This window comes from Stenotrophomonas sp. SMYL11 (assembly GCF_036320005.1).
Taxonomy (GTDB): domain Bacteria; phylum Pseudomonadota; class Gammaproteobacteria; order Xanthomonadales; family Xanthomonadaceae; genus Stenotrophomonas; species Stenotrophomonas maltophilia_A.
In genome coordinates, this window is sequence record NZ_JAWIRS010000001.1 from 278,138 (window position 1) to 292,901 (window position 14,764).

Genomic DNA, 14,764 nt, shown 5'->3' on the forward strand with positions numbered 1-14,764 from the left:
GCTCAGCCCCCGCTTACCGGCGGCAGGATCGCCACCCGGCCATCGTCGGGCAGCGCCTCGTGGTCACGCAGCACGCGTTGCTGGTCGGCGAACGCCGAATAATCCAGCAGGCCGGCACGGAAGTCCGGCCAACGCACCGGCAGCAGCTCGCGCAGCGCCTGGCGCAGGTCGGCCACGGTGCCACCGGCCACCTCCACCGCGATTTCGCGGCTGGCATCCAGATCGGAAAACGCACCGAACAACTGCAGATTCACCTGTTTCATCATGACTCCTGGCTCGCCAGCTGCACCGGGTCATGGTGACCCCAGCCCTGTACCCGCACCGGTGTGCCAGCGGTGGCCAGGTCGCCCTCGGCCTCCAGCACCACCCAGGCGTTGGCCTGCAGCATGGACATCAAACGGAATGACTCCTGCCCGGACAGCACGCGCGCACTCAGGCGCCCCTGACCGTCCACTTCCACTCGCGCCCGCGCATGGAAGCGCAGGCCCGGCGGCGTGCGCACGTCGGCCTGCAGCGGCAGCTGCAACACGGGTTCCGGTGCCAGCCCCAGCAGGCGGCGCAGCACCGGCTCGACGAAGAAGCGCTGGCCCACGGCGGCCGAGACCGGGTTGCCGGGCAGGCCGAAATACAGCGCGCCATTGGGCAGCACCGCGAACAACAGCGGCTTGCCCGGGCGGATTGCCACCTTGTGGAACACGATGCGAGCGCCACGACCACGCAGCGCATCGGGAACGAAATCGTAGCGGCCGGCCGACACCGCGCCCGTGCTGATCAGCAGCTGCGCGCCGGCAGCCAGCGCGTCATCCAGCACCGCATTGAACGCGGCCACGTCATCGCCCACGGTGCCCTGCCACACCACTTCGGCACCGGCGGCCTGCAGGCGGCCGACCAGGTACGGTCGGTTGCTGTCACGGATCTGGCCGGATTCCAGCGTCTGCGCCGCCTCGGTCACCAGCTCCTTGCCGGTGGCGATCACCGCCGCCTTCGGCCGCGCCACCACCGCCACCTCGCCCTCGCCGATGGCATGCAGCAGGGTGCGCGCGTTGATGTCCAGTACCTGCCCAGCCTGCAGCACGCGCTCGCCATCGCTCACATCCTGGCCGCGCAGCCGCACGTTCTGGCCCGGCTTCACCGTGCCCTTCAGGGCGATGCGGGTCGGGCGTCCATCTTCGCTGGCGAGGACCTCCACGTTCTCGACCGGCACCACCGTATCCAGCCCAACCGGCATGCGCGCGCCGGTCATGATTTCCCAGGCACCCTCGCCGCCTTCGGCACCGGCATCGCCGGCCGCCTGCCAGCCCTGCACCGCGAATTCGGTACCAGCTTCGAACGTCGCGCCGTTGGCGCGCAGCGCGAAGCCGTCCATCGCCGAATTGTCGAACGGCGGCAGCGACTGCGCACTGTGGATGTCACTGGCCAGGGTACGGCCTGCAGCCGCATGCAACGGCAGGTGCTCGGCCGGCAGCGGCGTGGCCGCGTCCAGCAGGTGCTGCAGGGCTTCGCTGTAGGCAATCATCAGTGGCCACCACCATCGACCATCGCCAGGGCGTGGCCCAGTACCGGCGCCAGGATGTCCAGGCACTGCGCCGCCGCCTTCGGGCTGCCGGGCATTGCGAACACCAGCATATTGCCCAGCTGCACCACTTCGGCGCGGCTCAGCCAGGCCATCGGCGTGTGCTGTGCGCTCAGTGCCCGCACCATCTGCGCCAGGCCATGCACCGGCCGTGCGTTCAAGGAACGCAGCGCCTCCGGGGTCAGGTCACGCGGGCCCAGCCCGGTACCGCCGGTGCACAGGCACAGGCGCACGCCATCGGCGGCCAACGCCTGCAGGCGGCCCGCCAATGGCTCGATGCCATCGGGCAACACCTCCGCGGCCACGACCTCACCACCCAGCTTCTTCACGCCGCTCACCAGGGTCGGGCCAGACACATCTTCATAGGTGCCCTCGCTGGCGCGATCGCTCAGCGTGATCACCGCACAGGCCGCGCCCGCCAGGCCCTTCGGCGCACGCGGCTTGAAGCGCGCGCGCTCGGCATCGTCCATGCCGTCCGGGTGCAGCCATACACCGCGCTTGCCGCCTTCCTTGAACAGCAGGCGGATGCCTTCGATGCGCAGGGCCGGTTCCACCGGCTTGCTCAGGTCGTACAGGGTCAGCAGCGCCGCGTTGACGCCAGCCAGCGCCTCCATCTCCACGCCGGTGCGCGCCTCGCTGGCGCACTCGCACCACACGCGGATCGCCTGCCGTTCCGGTACCGGCGCGCAGAACACCTGCACCAGTTCCAGCGGCAGCGGGTGGCACAGCGGCATCAGCATCGAGGCCATCTTGGCGCCCTGCAGGCCGGCAATTTCGGCCATCACCAGCGCATCGCCCTTGGGCAGGCGGCGCTCGACGATCAGCGGATAGGCCACCGGGCCGGCATGCAGCTCGCCCACCGCCACCGCACGGCGGCGGGTGATGCGCTTGTCGCGGACATCGGCCATGTGGAAGGCCGCATTCAATTCCCCACTCATCGTGTTGCTCATCCTCCGATGGAGGCCAGGTGCGGGGTCAGCCCGGTCTGGCCCTGGTGCAGTCCATGCCCGGCCGCTTTCAGGCCAAGCTGTGTGGTGATGCGTGCCAGCAGCGCGTCGTGGTCGTCGTCGCGCTGCAGCAGCGGGCGCAGCGGCACGCCGAACTCGCCGAACAGGCACAGCCGAAGATCGCCCTTGGCGGTTACCCGCAGGCGGTTGCAGCCCTTGCAGAAGTCACGCGAATACGGGGCGATGATGCCGATGCTGCCGCGATGGTCAGGGTGGCCGAACTCCCGCGCTGGGCCGGCATCGGCCGCGCGCGGACGCTCGTGCCAGCCGGCGGCCAGCAGCTGCTCGATCACCAGGTCGGCGCGCAGGTGGTGGCGCTGGAAATAGGCTTCGTTGTCGCCGGTGCGCATCAGTTCGATGAAGCGCACGCTGAAGGGGCGGTCGCGCAGGTAGTCCATCCACTGCGGCAGCTCGTCGTCGTTCAGGCCACGCAGCAGTACCGCGTTGAGCTTGATCGCGGGCAGGCCCAGTGCCTGCGCCAGCGCCAGGCCCTGTTCGATCTCCGGCAGGCGGTCATGCCCGGTGATGGTCCTGAAGCGTTCGCGCTGCAGGCTGTCCATGCTCACGTTCAGCGCGGTCAGGCCGGCACGGTGCCAGCCCGGCAGGCGACGCGGCAGCAGCGTGCCATTGGTGGTGATGGCCACCTTGCGGATGCCCGGCACTGCCGCCACGGTGGCGATGATCTCGTCCAGGTCCTTGCGCAGGCTGGGCTCGCCGCCGGTCAGGCGGATCTTGCTCATGCCCAGCGCGGCAAATGCACGCACCAGCCGCGCGATTTCATCCACCTGCAGGAAGCGCGGGCGGCCATCGGCCTGGTAACCGTCGGGCAGGCAGTAACTGCAACGGAAGTTGCAGGCTTCGGTCAACGACAGGCGCAGGTACGGAAAGCTGCGTCCGAAACCGTCGGTGAGTTGGCTCATGGCTGGTCCACCTTGTTGCTCCACCGTCTTGCCTGTGCCCGGAACGGCCCGGATACCCTCGCCTGCTGGAACGATTGCCAGAGTACGCGGCTGTCAGTTCCATGGGCATGACTTAAATCAATCGCGTTCGGCCCCGCGCGGCAGGCGTTGTGGCAGCATGCGGCTTTCCGTGCAGTAGGCGTGTGACAACCCTCATGATGATGAACGATTTCCAGCAGCTGCTGCACGCCGCAGGCCAGCAGGCTGAACCGCAACGCTTGCTGTTCGTATTCGTGCGCGCCGAGCTGCCCGAATCGCCCACCAGCGACCAGCTCGACCGGCATGACCGTCGCGAGGGCGGCACCCTCTCGCCGGTGCTGTGCGTGGACAAGCTGCCGGCCGAGGTGCCCAGCTTCCAGGCGCTGGCCACCGAATCGACCACCACCGGCATCGACTGGGACCTGGTCTTCGTGGCGGCGCTGGACGGCCGCGCCGGTTTCGCGCCCAACAGCGACGAAGCCGCGCGCCCGCTGCAGCTGATGGTCAACGCCATCCATGACGGTCAGATCGGCCGCTTCGCCGCCTTCGACCGTGGCGGCGAGCCCGTTCAGTTCTATTGAGCCACCAGCTGCAGGGTCAGGAAGAAGATCACCAGCACGGTGTTCAGCCCCCAGGCGACGGTCAGCCCACGCGCGGCTACGCCCAGGTTGGGGTTGTGCGCGGTGGGCGCCGCCCGCCACACCGCCGGGATGATCCAGCCGGTATAGAGCAGCAGCACGGCAAATACCCCCAGCAGCAGCGTGGTGCGCTGGTTGGCCAGGGCCCAGAGGGCTACCGCCCACAGAATGTTGCTGGGAATGACGCCCTGCAGCCAGAACACACTCCAGAGGCGGGAACGGCCCTGGGTGTCGGGGGTTGGGTGCAGCGAAGCGGTCGCGGTCATAAGTCTCCTTCTGGTTAGGAAACGTGCTGAACAAGCCTGCGCTTGGTGGCTGGGAACGTCAACCCGAGTCGCACGTCACGCTTTGGCGCTGCTGGGGCCCGGCCAGGCTCGACTCAGCCTCGCGCGGAACCTGTCGCCATCGCCCCTCCCCACTCGCTCCCTCCCGCTTCCCAACCTCGACACCTGTCGCAGATTGCACGGTTCGGGCGGATCACCGCGCCAGCCCGCGCTGGCGGTGCTTAACAGCGTGGGAGAATGCCGAAAGCGTCTCCAATCGAACGATGTTTGCAACTCTTCTGATTGGCATTGCACAGCGCCAGGGGCTCAGATGGCGTGCCACCGGAAAAGGGTGGCCGGGCTTCGAACACCCGAGTTGATGTTGATGTATGCGCTTGCCAGCCGGCGTCACCTTAGCGTGGCGCCGGCTGGCAATCCGTCTGCCGGCTATGGCGGGCGGTGCGTGGGGGCCTTCGGGCCCGCCGGACTGACATCAACCCGGTGTTCGAACCACGTACCGTCCGCCGCTTTTATGAGTGGCGGCTACCGATTGCCCTGCACGGAGCCTTGCCATGAACGAATCGGACTTCCCGCATCTGCACGCCTACCGCAGCACCGCCCACGACGACGGTTCGCCACAGGCTGTGCCCGCAGTGGACAGGAACACCTTCATTGCCAACCTCCATCGCATCGGCGTCGGTGCGGCGGCCGATGGCCAACCCTGGCGGGAGCGGCATCAGCTGCCCGGGCGCTGCCTGGCCCTGGCCGATGCCGATTGCGCGTTGAGCGGGTTGCGGGTAGTGCTGGAACTGCTGCTGGCGGCCGAACGCACCCGCCAGAACGGCGAACCCGAGCAGTACGTGGGCGACCGGGTGATGGAGGGATTGGTCATGGCCTGTCAGTCGTTGTGCGCGCAGGCGGCGGGGCGGTTGCAGCCCGACGGGTGAACGCCAGGCGCAACGGCCTTCAGCGAGGAACGCTTTCAACAGGCGTCAATGCTCCCTGAAAGCGCTTCTCAGATCGACGCCGATGATCGGCGAGAAGTCCACCTTGCACAGTTCCAGCTCGAAGAGCTGATCGTGATTATCCAGGCACAGGGTGACTCTCACCGGCACGCCATCGGCATCGGCAAGCATGGCCGTAGCAACGTCACTGCCGAAGAGCTGGGTCGTGCTGGACAGGAACACCACGCCCCCGAATCCGACGACCTCTACGTCCTCCACCTGGGCGAGCGCAAGATCCTTCAACAACCGTTCGGACAGCTCGGTCGTCTCAGGCAGCAGCCTGTGGATGAGAGAAACCTCGTCGGGGGTGAGGAATCTGGGCACGGGATGTCCTTCAGGGCACTGCATCCGCCATCGGCAGATGCTCGATCCGCCATGTCCTGGCGTAGATGAGAATGACGCTTCCAGTCAAGCTGGTTTCGAGACGGAAACACTGCAGGTGACCGGTCGAAGCGGTCAGGGCAGTCCTGGGTGCTGCCTTTGGAATGCGGCACTTGCCCGAGGCGCCCCTTGGCAGAAGCGTCGGACCACATCACTTTATGCATGAAACTGCCAAAGCAGTCTTCACGTCAGAATCGCCGATATTGGACGATGCCAGCTGATCGACAAGCCCGCAAGGAATCTTAGCCTCCCCATGCTCGGGAACCGTCAGAAGATCTCCATTATGCTTCCTGGAGTTTAGTGCAACCCACACTCTTTTTTGTGGTCCCACTGAAAATCCGGCCAGCAGATGCCCCCCAGTCTCGTCATAAATCAGGCCCGGTCCCGGCTTGCCTCTGAATTGCAGCTCCGCCGCTTGTAGAGAGGCATAAACAGGTTTATCTGCGAGCTCCCCTCTGGAAAGCCCCCTAAAGAACCAGATCGCGACGCCCACGAGAATCGCAAATATTAATATATAAATGAATTTCACGGCCCATTCTTTCCGTCGAAGTTCTGAAGTTCCGGGGGGATCCCGCCACCCCGAAGAATGAGGGAAGTGCCGATTCGCAATGGACTAGCCAACGCGTGTGCATAGACAAATCCCGGATGGATATGGCCGCTCGATATAGCCACTCCGGCAGCCTCCAAAGAACTGTCCACTGCTGTTGCGCAGTTATTGGAAATAACAGAATAGTTGCCCGGATTATGCTTCCTCATCTCTGCTGCGATCGCAGCCTCTTGCTGGGGCGTAGTACGAAGTCTAACAATCTGAACAAATCTATCTTTCACTTGGGACTTCAAGTATTCGTAGGTACTCCCTCCGTAGGGATGGACAGTACCGTAGCTGAACACGCCTCCGCTTGATGTAGCTATGGCTATGTGGCCAAAAGGATTGCCATCAACCGCTCCGGAGTCGATGACCAGCGTATCAAGTCCCAGCGGATCAAGTGCGGCTACTGGGTACCCACGCGCATACGCGTAAGTGCTCACACCGCCCATCAACCCAATCGGATCACTCTGAGAATACCGCCCCACCGCCGGGTCGTACTCGCGCTGGTAGTTGTAGAACAACCCACTCGCATCCGTCGCCTGCTGGCCCGGGAAGCGCAGCGCCAGCTCGAACGCCACACCATCGCCGTCCGGGTCTGCACTCGGAATCTGGTTGCCGAACACCTCGCTCTTGTTGCTCCACTCCCAGATCGAGACATTCCGTACCGGATCGATCACCACGCGCGGCGTGCCCAGATGATCCGGCTGCACGTAGGCCAGTTCAGGCACGCCGGTAGCCGGCACATTGATCAGCGCTACCGGATAGTTGTCCAGCCAGATGGCCTGCTGCTGCGCCTGGCCTGTGGCCGAGTAGTTGCCCAGCCACTGCCCCGCCTCGTCATACAAGGTGATCTGTGCAGCGCCACCGGCCGGGCTGCGCAGCATGCGCTCGCCGCGATGGTTGTAGGCGTAGCTTTCCAGTACGGAATTGCCCTGCTTCACCGCGTTCATGCGGTTGGCATCGCTGTAGGTGAACGTCTTGCCGCCGATGCTGGTGGTGTTGCCCACCGCGTCATGGTTGCGCGCTTCGCCATCCACTGCGGTCAGCCGGTGGCTGGTTGCGGGATAGGTGTAGCTGGCGGTGCCTGCCGAGGTAGTCAGCGAAGTGCGATTGCCGGTGGCGTCGTAGGCATAGGTTTCGATCGGCGTGCCGGTCGTACCGTCCTGGGTCTGGGTCAGGCGGCCCAGCGTGTCGTAAGCGTACTTGGCCAGCACCGTCGAGCCTGTGCCGTTCTTCAGCTCGGTGATCGAACCGACCGGATCATAGCCGTAGCCCAGCGACAGGCCGCCCGCGGCCGGGTCGTGCACCGCTTGCGGTCGATAGTCCAGGTCCAACGGACGCTGCAGCTGGCGGCCATTGCCGTAGGTCCAGCCGGTCGCCGGACCGAAGGCTGCATAGGTCACGTTGTTCACCACGATCTGGCGCGCCTGGCCGGGCCGGGTCAGGCCGATCTGGCTGATGCGGCCCTGGATATCACGCACGTAGTCGGCCACGCTGCCGTCGGGGTAGGTCAACGCGGTCAGGCGACCCGACTTGCTGTAGGCGTAGCGCAGCGTGCCGGCAACGCCGTTGACGGTCTGTACCTTGCGGGTCACCTGGCCGAAGCGATCGTGGCAGTACTGGGTGCTGCCATTGGCATGCAGCACCTGCCCCAGGCGCCACGCTGGAGCACGCCCTGTCCGGTGCCGTTCCACTGAATGGCGATGCGCGCCGGATGCTGGATGACCTGCGCTTCCTCGACATCTGGTCGTGGGGCTTCTCCCGCCATAACTCGGGAGAGACGAACCTCAGTGGCGAAGCGTTCAAGAACCGCGAGGAATTCGTGTTCGATGGCCCGGCCTATGCGGCCTTCCTCAACACGGTCACCGAGCCGGCCGGTTCGTTGCAGGGCGCCTTCCAGGCCGCCGTCCGCATCTGCGTGTTGATGTCCGGCCTGCTGCGTCATGCGGAGAAGGACAATCCTGCCTTCGATGATGTACTGCGATCCTCCGACTTCGTGGAGACCGAGGCGTACCCGGCATGGCTGGCCTCGCCGACGGATGATCTGGATGCCCTCGACCAGGCCATCCAGGCGCAGCGCCAGGCCGGCTGAAGGAAAATCCAACGGGCGTCCGACGCTTTCCCGACGCCCGCCTGCACATCCTGTCGTGAGGTCAATTCATGGCAGGAGCGGCATGCAGCCACCTCACCCCAGGGACAGCGGCAAGTACCCGCACGGCAAGACCGGGCTTGCCCGCATCTTCCATACGCTGATCCATTCGCGCGATGGCTTCATCGCCACCTTCCGTGGCGAAGCAGCCTTTAGGCAGCTGTTGCTGCTGCATGCACTGCTGATCGCCACCGCGTTCCTGCTGGACATCAGCCGGGTCGAACGCGCCGTGGTGCTGGCAGTCTGCTTCATCAGCCTGCTGGTGGAACTGCTCAACTCGGCCATCGAAGCGGTGGTCGACCGCATCTCGCTTGACCACCACCCACTGTCGAAGAACGCCAAGGACATGGGCAGCGCCGCACAGACCACCTCACTGCTGATGGTCGGCACGGTGTGGGGCGTGATCCTGCTGGGCTAGCTCACGCCGAGCCGCTGGGCATGACCCGGCGCGCCCCTGGGCGGAGGTATTACTGCGTGGCCAGGGCGAAATCCAGGCCCGCGCATACCGCCGCCACCTGGGCGTCGTTGCATTCCTGCGGGTTGGTGCGCGGGCTGTCCGGGTAAACCTCGGTGGTGGTGGCAAAGCGCGCGTCGGTGAAGCCGGCGCAGGCGCCGATCGAGCGCGACTCGCCCCAGACCACGCCCGGCGACTGCAGCGGCAGGCCGACCAGGTTGCCTTCGGCGTCGGCCGGGGCGATGTGGGTGATGGGCGCCACTGCGGCGATCAGGGCCTTCTGGAACTCGGCCTGCGGATCTTCGCTGTTGCCGATCACGTAGAAGCCATCCGGAATGGTGTCGCGCTCGAACGGCTTGCCGTCGCGGGCGCAGCGCGCCGGATCGAACTCGTGCAGGTCGCTGTCGGTGGTCTCGTGCAGGTCCAGGTGCACCAGCAGGTTCGGCTTGCGCTCGGCCACCCAGCGCATCAGCGCGGCGGCTTCCTCGATCTGGCCGCCGTCACGGAAGCTGCGGTTCGGGTCGATGGCATCCGGGTTCCAGCGCTGGATGCGCTCGTAGCCCCACGGGCTGACGCACGGTGCCACGATCAGGTTCAACCGGCCCAGGTAACGCTCGGCCTGCTGCTCCAGGAACTGCAGGGCGCCATGCACGCCGCTGGTCTCGTAGCCATGCACGCCGCCGGTGATCAGCGCGGTCGGCAGCGCCGGGTTCCAGTCGTGGTTGACCACGGCGAACAGCGGGTAATGGTCCGGCGCATAGTCCAGCTGGCCGTACTGGATCACATCGAAGCTGTCGTCCAGGCGTTCAAGCGCGGCCACTACATCGTCGTGGTAGCTGCGCTGGCGCTGCTGGCGGGCCCGCCACTGTGCGCGTTCCGCGTCGCCCCAGGGCTGTCCGGGGGTGCCGATCGGGTAGAACTGCGCAACAGTCATTGGGTACTCCAGGGGTCGAACGGATGGGTGCAGCCGGACATTCTAAGCCCTGTCGCGCCTGCGGGTGCCCTCCCCCCGGCCCCGCCTTCATCCAGGCCGGGTCATCTGGTTGTAAAATCAGCGGTTTTTGGCCCCTCACCCCTTGATGGCGAAAGCAGCGCAGCCGGTCCTGGGTGGACCGGAATTCCTCCGCCTGCTCGCCCGTCTCAGCGACGGCGCGATGCCGGCCAGCAGTCCCGCCCTGACCGATCGCCTCGGCCAGTGGGTGGACTGGAGCCGTGCCGTGGCCCTGTCCGGCGCGCTCGGCGGACGCCTGCCCGAGCCGGGTGAGGCCGCCGAAGCGGCCGAGGATGTGCTGGACGACTGCGCGCAGGCTCATGCCAGCCTGCTGGCCTCGATCCGTGAAGATGCCGAGGCCGAACGCCTGCTCGACTTGGCCGAAGCCGCCGCCGCACCCAATTTCGCCTCGCTGCGCCAGCGCTACCGGGTGCTGCAGCAGGCCATCCAGACCGCCACCGGGCGCCTGCGCGGCCGCCTGCGCGACCAGCTGGTGCAGGTTTCACCCGAGCTGGCACGGCTGGCCGAGGTCGACGCAGTGATGGAGCAGACCCTCACCCCGCGCGAGCACAGCCTGCTGGCCACTGCGCCGGCGGTGCTCGGCGCCCGTTTTGAACGCGTGCACGGCCAGCCCGGCTGGCGCGCGGCCTTCCGCCATGACATGCGCACACTGCTGCTCGCCGAGCTGCAGCTGCGCTTCCACCCGATCGAAGGGCTGCAAGACGCCCTGCGCTCCCACTGACCGGAACACCATGTCCAGAACTGCTTTCCATGTCGTTGTCTTCCTTGTCGGCCTGCTGGCCGTGTGCTGGATCGGCATTGGCTACGTTTCGGTGCATCCGCTGGGTGCAGCGGTGGCGGCGATCATCGCGGCCTGCTACATCGCCGGTGGCGTGGAGCTGTACCGCTACCGCCAGGCCAGCAACGGCCTGCGCAGCGCACTGAGTGACCTGTCCAGCGCGAAGGAGAGCCTTGCCCCCTGGCTGGAACGCGTGCCGGTGGGCCTGCGCAACGCGGTGCGCCTGCGCGTGGAAGGCGAGCGCACCGCCCTGCCCGCGCCGGTGCTGACCCCGTACCTGGTTGGCCTGTTGGTGCTGCTGGGCATGCTCGGCACCCTGCTGGGCATGATGGACACCCTGCGTGGCACCGGCCTGGCCCTGCAGAGCGCGACCGACATGGCCGCCATCCGCGGCTCGCTGGCGTCGCCGGTCCAAGGCCTGGCGGTGGCATTCGGCACCTCGATCGCCGGTGTGGCCAGCTCGGCCATGCTCGGCCTGCTGGCCGCGCTGCTGCGCCGTGACCGCCTGCAGGCCGTGCAGCAGCTGGACCGTGCCATTGCCGGCGACCTGCACCCGTACTCCCAGGCGTGGCAGCGCGCTGAATCGCTGCGCCTGCTGCAGGCACAGTCCGCCGCGCTGCCGGCGCTGGTCGACCGCCTGCAGGCGATGACCAGCACCTTCGAACAGCACAGTGCGGTCGCCAATGAGCGCCTGCTGGCCGGCCAGGCCGAGTTCCTGGCCCAGAGCCAGGCGCTGCAGGAACGCCTGGCCGTCTCGCTGCAGCAGTCGCTGCGCGAAGGTGCCGAGGCCAGCGCCGCTGCCATCGGTGGCGCGCTGCAGCCGATGGCCGAAACCACCCTGGCTGGCCTGGCCCGTCACGGCGAAGCACTGCACACCCGTGTCGAGCAGGCGGTGCAGCAGCAGTTGTCTGGACTGAGCGACGGTTTCGAGCGCAGCCGCGTCGCCACCGAGGCCAGCTGGGCCAAGGTGGTGAGCGAGCAGACCCAGGCACAACAGGCGCTGGTGAGTGATCTGCGCCAGCACCTGCAGGCCTTCAGCGATGGCCAGGGCACGCACGCCGAAGCACTGGTCGCGCGCATCGGCGAGCGCCTGCAGGCCGATGCCAGCGGCAATGCCGAGGCCTGGCGCGCCGCCGCCGAACAGCAGCAGGCACTGAATACCGCGCTGGTCGAACGCCAGCAGCAGGCGTTGCTGGCCGCCAGCGAGCATCTGGACGCGCGTGCGCAGGCGCTGCTGCAGGCACTGGAACAACACCACAGCGCCAGCCAGGCGTTGCTGCAGGATCACGAACTGCAGCGTTCGCAGCAGTGGCAGGCCGCGCAGGCCGCCGCCGCCGCCGCGCACGCCGAACTGCAGGCCAGCCTGGACAGCCGCGAGCAGCAGCGCCAGGCGCGCTGGGATGCGGTCAGTGCCGAACTGCAGCAGGCCCACGCCGCGCTGCAGGCCCAGCTGCAGGCCGGCGACGAACAGCGCCTGCAGCGCTGGAGCGATGCCCTGCAGCACGTTTCCACCGATCTGGCCGAGCGCCTGCAGGCCAACGGCGAACGCCTGGCCGCGCAGCAGCAGCAGGTCTGCGACACGCTGGCGGCAACCGCGCAGCAGATCGGCGAGAACGGTCGCGCCCAGGCCAGCGCCACGCTGGCCGAAGTGTCCACCCTGCTGCAGACCGCCGCCGCTGCGCCGAAGGCCGCCGCCGACGTCATCAACGAGCTGCGCAGCACGCTGTCCGAGAGCCTGGTGCGCGACAACGCGATGCTGGAAGAGCGCGGCCGCCTGCTGGCCACCGTGCAGACCCTGCTGGATGCAATCAACCACGCTTCGCACGAGCAGCGCACCGCGGTGGACGCCCTGGTCGGCGGTTCGGCTGAGCTGCTGGAACGCGTCGGCAATCGCTTCACCGACCATATTGCCGCCGAGACCGGCAAGCTGGATGGCATTGCCGCAGCGCTCAGCGGCAGCGCCGGCGACGTCGGCCAGCTGGCTGGCGCCTTCGGTGACGCGGTCGCGCAGTTCGGCAGCGCCTCCACCGAACTGTCCAGCCGCCTGGAACAGATCGGCGGCGCGCTGGATGCCTCGCTGGCCCGCAGCGACGAACAGCTGGCCTACTACGTGGCACAGGCGCGCGAGGTGGTCGACCTCAGCCTGCTGTCGCAGAAGCAGGTGATGGAAGAACTGCAGCAGCTGGCTGCGCGCCGCGCCAAGGCCGGCAGCGCATGAGCGACGAGCTGGAGGTCGATGGCGGTTCGCACGCCCCGATCTGGGCCGCCTTCGGCGACCTGATGTCGGTGTTGCTGGGTGCGTTCGTGCTGATCCTGGTCGGCGTGGTTGCCGTGCAGCTGGAGCTGTCGCAGCGGCTGGACCAGGAAGTGAAGCAGCGCCAGGCCGAAGCCAAGCGCCTGCAGACACTGGAACAGGCGCTGGCCGGCCCACTGGCCGCCGGTCGCGTCACCCTGATCGATGGCCGCATCGGTATCAGCGGCAGCGTGTTGTTCGCGCTGAACTCCGACCAATTGCAGCCGGAAGGCCAGGAGCTGCTGCGCAGCCTGGCCGCGCCGCTGGCCGCCTACCTGGGCAGCCGCGAAGAAATCCTGATGGTCAGCGGCTTCACCGATGACGCGCCGGTGCGCGAAGGCAACCGCCGTTTCGCCGATAACTGGGAGCTGTCCGCGCAGAGATCGCTGACCGTGACCCGCACGTTGATTGCCGATGGCGTACCGGCCGACGCGGTGTTCGCCGCCGCGTTCGGCAGCGAGCAGCCGGTCAGCTCCAATGCCAGCGAAGACGGCCGCGCGCGCAACCGGCGCGTGGAAATCGCGCCGATTCCCAAGCCCAAGGCCGCGGATGCCAAGTAAGCCGCCCGCACTGGAGGGCCTGCGCGCACTGGTGCGCGACCTCGATGCGGGGTCGCGCTCGCTGCCGCATTACCCGCAGGTGCCGATGCTGCAGCAGGTGCAGCGCGAGTGGTCGGAACTGCGCAGCGAACTGCAGGTGCGCCGCTCGTTGCGCACCGAAGCGCCCGCCGACGGCGGCCCGCTGAACTCGGCGGTGCTTGTGCAGCGCATGCTGGACACGATGCAGGCGACCAGCCCCGGTTACCTGCGCCACTTCATCGACTACGTGGATACCCTGTCCTGGCTGCAGGCATTGCAGGATGGCGCCGCCAGCGGCGGTGATACCCCGAAGCCGAAACGCACGCGCAAGCCGCGCAACGCGGGTTGATCGCACGTCGACGCCGACCTCGCTCGGCACCCCTGGATACGACAATCCCGTTCCGCGCTGCTGGTAGATGCCAACCTTGGTTGGCGCTTTTCGATTCCCAGCCGCGCTGCTGCCCAATCGACGCCGATTGCCAATCGCGTCATTGATTGACTGGCTTGACCTGTCTGGAACGCCTTGAATTGACGTCGGGTGATGAATCCCGCCAATGTCTGCCTGATACCCTCGCCCGTGAGATCCAACCTCAGCAGATGCAGCCTTCAATAGAAGCCAGACTTTTCAAGCTCCGCGCGGCTCTCAGCAAAGCCGAGATGTACCTTGGCCCTTCACTTGGACGTTCCAGCATCGAAGCCCTCCAGAGCTTGGCGCTTTCTACGCTAGGCATCGCCCTGCCGGAGTCCTATCTGGACTTCCTTTCAAGCCACGACGGTCTGGCAGCAGAGGGAGCATTCCTTTACTCGAGCATTCCACGCCCCTATTCCGATGGCGGCTCAGCCCTTGCGTTGGTGGAAATGAATCTCCTTGCACGCGACCAGGGATTCATGGACGGCTATATAGAGCTCGGAGAAAGTGATATGGACTGCTATGTCTTCGACTCTGGAACCGGCCTGTACCAAGTCCGCGACAAAGTGGCGTTCGATAACGTCTATGAAGAGTTTGCCTCCTTCGACAGACTTCTGTCCCACATACTCGATTTGATAGAACAACGCTGTTGACGGCAACCTAGGCCGGAACTCTTACAACTGAGTGGCGCAGCATCC

The 14,764-nt window shown here is 66.6% G+C and carries 17 protein-coding genes and 1 pseudogene; 9 read left to right on the top strand and 9 right to left on the bottom strand.

The features are described 5' to 3' along the window. Positions 1-2: 2 nt before the first annotated feature. The 4 genes from V3B46_RS01270 to moaA are packed head-to-tail and all read right to left on the bottom strand — an operon-like array spanning position 3 to position 3,500. Positions 3-263: a MoaD/ThiS family protein gene (locus V3B46_RS01270; protein ID WP_049423015.1), complete on the bottom strand. Its 261-nt coding sequence runs from the start codon at positions 261-263 to the stop codon at positions 3-5. Further along, complete coding sequence (locus V3B46_RS01275; RefSeq protein ID WP_329890910.1) at positions 263-1,516, bottom strand: molybdopterin molybdotransferase MoeA; 1,254 nt, start codon at positions 1,514-1,516, stop codon at positions 263-265. The genes V3B46_RS01270 and V3B46_RS01275 overlap by 1 nt, the downstream gene beginning before the upstream one ends. After that, positions 1,516-2,511, bottom strand: coding sequence for a bifunctional molybdenum cofactor biosynthesis protein MoaC/MoaB (gene moaCB, locus V3B46_RS01280; protein ID WP_100472846.1), 996 nt, complete (start codon positions 2,509-2,511; stop codon positions 1,516-1,518). Before moaCB ends, V3B46_RS01275 begins: the two co-directional genes overlap by 1 nt. An 8-nt stretch (positions 2,512-2,519) precedes the next feature. Beyond that, entirely contained in the window at positions 2,520-3,500 is a 981-nt protein-coding gene (gene moaA / locus V3B46_RS01285; protein ID WP_329890911.1) for a GTP 3',8-cyclase MoaA, read from the bottom strand. A 194-nt stretch (positions 3,501-3,694) separates the two neighbouring features. Between moaA and V3B46_RS01290 the strand changes: the two genes are divergently transcribed. Next, positions 3,695-4,099 carry a ribonucleotide reductase subunit alpha gene (locus V3B46_RS01290; RefSeq protein WP_329890912.1) on the top strand — a complete coding sequence of 135 codons (405 nt, stop codon included), beginning with the start codon at positions 3,695-3,697 and terminating at the stop codon, positions 4,097-4,099. Here the strand turns inward: V3B46_RS01290 and V3B46_RS01295 are convergent. Continuing rightward, positions 4,093-4,422 (bottom strand): hypothetical protein, encoded by a 330-nt coding sequence (locus V3B46_RS01295; RefSeq protein ID WP_005416862.1) that lies wholly within the window; start codon positions 4,420-4,422, stop codon positions 4,093-4,095. The two genes, V3B46_RS01290 and V3B46_RS01295, sit on opposite strands and share 7 nt — an antisense overlap. Before the next feature lie 569 nt (positions 4,423-4,991). Between V3B46_RS01295 and V3B46_RS01300 the strand changes: the two genes are divergently transcribed. Next, positions 4,992-5,366 (top strand): hypothetical protein, encoded by a 375-nt coding sequence (locus V3B46_RS01300; protein WP_262082397.1) that lies wholly within the window; start codon positions 4,992-4,994, stop codon positions 5,364-5,366. Positions 5,367-5,411: 45 nt separating this feature from the next. On the opposite strand, the gene V3B46_RS01305 is transcribed toward V3B46_RS01300, so the two are convergent. From V3B46_RS01305 to V3B46_RS01315, 3 genes and pseudogenes are all read right to left on the bottom strand, one after another. Then, the gene (locus V3B46_RS01305; protein ID WP_262226772.1) at positions 5,412-5,747 is read right to left on the bottom strand and encodes a DUF6984 family protein; all 336 of its coding nucleotides are present in this window, start codon (positions 5,745-5,747) and stop codon (positions 5,412-5,414) included. Between the two features lie 208 nt (positions 5,748-5,955). After that, complete coding sequence (locus V3B46_RS01310) at positions 5,956-6,333, bottom strand: hypothetical protein (protein ID WP_157804622.1); 378 nt, start codon at positions 6,331-6,333, stop codon at positions 5,956-5,958. A 440-nt stretch (positions 6,334-6,773) separates the two neighbouring features. Beyond that, a pseudogene (locus V3B46_RS01315) lies at positions 6,774-8,051 on the bottom strand (RHS repeat-associated core domain-containing protein); the annotation flags it as partial. Positions 8,052-8,107: 56 nt separating this feature from the next. On the opposite strand from V3B46_RS01315, the gene V3B46_RS01320 reads away from it, so the two are divergent. Together V3B46_RS01320 and V3B46_RS01325 are read left to right on the top strand one after the other, a co-directional pair. Continuing rightward, a complete protein-coding gene (locus tag V3B46_RS01320) occupies positions 8,108-8,485 on the top strand; it encodes a hypothetical protein (RefSeq protein WP_329890913.1) in 378 nt (125 codons plus the stop codon). A gap of 82 nt (positions 8,486-8,567) precedes the next feature. After that, positions 8,568-8,960: a diacylglycerol kinase gene (locus tag V3B46_RS01325; protein ID WP_329890914.1), complete on the top strand. Its 393-nt coding sequence runs from the start codon at positions 8,568-8,570 to the stop codon at positions 8,958-8,960. A 49-nt stretch (positions 8,961-9,009) separates the two neighbouring features. Here V3B46_RS01325 and V3B46_RS01330 read toward each other — a convergent pair whose 3' ends face one another. Next, positions 9,010-9,930: a M14 family metallopeptidase gene (locus V3B46_RS01330; RefSeq protein WP_329890915.1), complete on the bottom strand. Its 921-nt coding sequence runs from the start codon at positions 9,928-9,930 to the stop codon at positions 9,010-9,012. 145 nt (positions 9,931-10,075) lie between these two features. Between V3B46_RS01330 and V3B46_RS01335 the strand changes: the two genes are divergently transcribed. The 5 genes from V3B46_RS01335 to V3B46_RS01355 all read left to right on the top strand — a co-directional run bounded on the left by V3B46_RS01335 (position 10,076) and on the right by V3B46_RS01355 (position 14,719). After that, positions 10,076-10,729, top strand: a complete 654-nt coding sequence (locus tag V3B46_RS01335; RefSeq protein WP_262082389.1) for a DUF3348 domain-containing protein — start codon at positions 10,076-10,078, stop codon at positions 10,727-10,729. Between the two features lie 10 nt (positions 10,730-10,739). Then, positions 10,740-13,004: a DUF802 domain-containing protein gene (locus V3B46_RS01340; protein WP_329890916.1), complete on the top strand. Its 2,265-nt coding sequence runs from the start codon at positions 10,740-10,742 to the stop codon at positions 13,002-13,004. Then, the gene (locus tag V3B46_RS01345) at positions 13,001-13,639 is read left to right on the top strand and encodes an OmpA family protein (RefSeq protein WP_329890917.1); all 639 of its coding nucleotides are present in this window, start codon (positions 13,001-13,003) and stop codon (positions 13,637-13,639) included. Before V3B46_RS01340 ends, V3B46_RS01345 begins: the two co-directional genes overlap by 4 nt. Then, complete coding sequence (locus tag V3B46_RS01350) at positions 13,557-14,006, top strand: DUF2894 domain-containing protein (protein WP_329890918.1); 450 nt, start codon at positions 13,557-13,559, stop codon at positions 14,004-14,006. The genes V3B46_RS01345 and V3B46_RS01350 overlap by 83 nt, the downstream gene beginning before the upstream one ends. A gap of 155 nt (positions 14,007-14,161) precedes the next feature. Then, positions 14,162-14,719: a YrhA family protein gene (locus V3B46_RS01355; RefSeq protein WP_229655222.1), complete on the top strand. Its 558-nt coding sequence runs from the start codon at positions 14,162-14,164 to the stop codon at positions 14,717-14,719. The last annotated feature ends 45 nt before the right edge of the window (positions 14,720-14,764 follow it).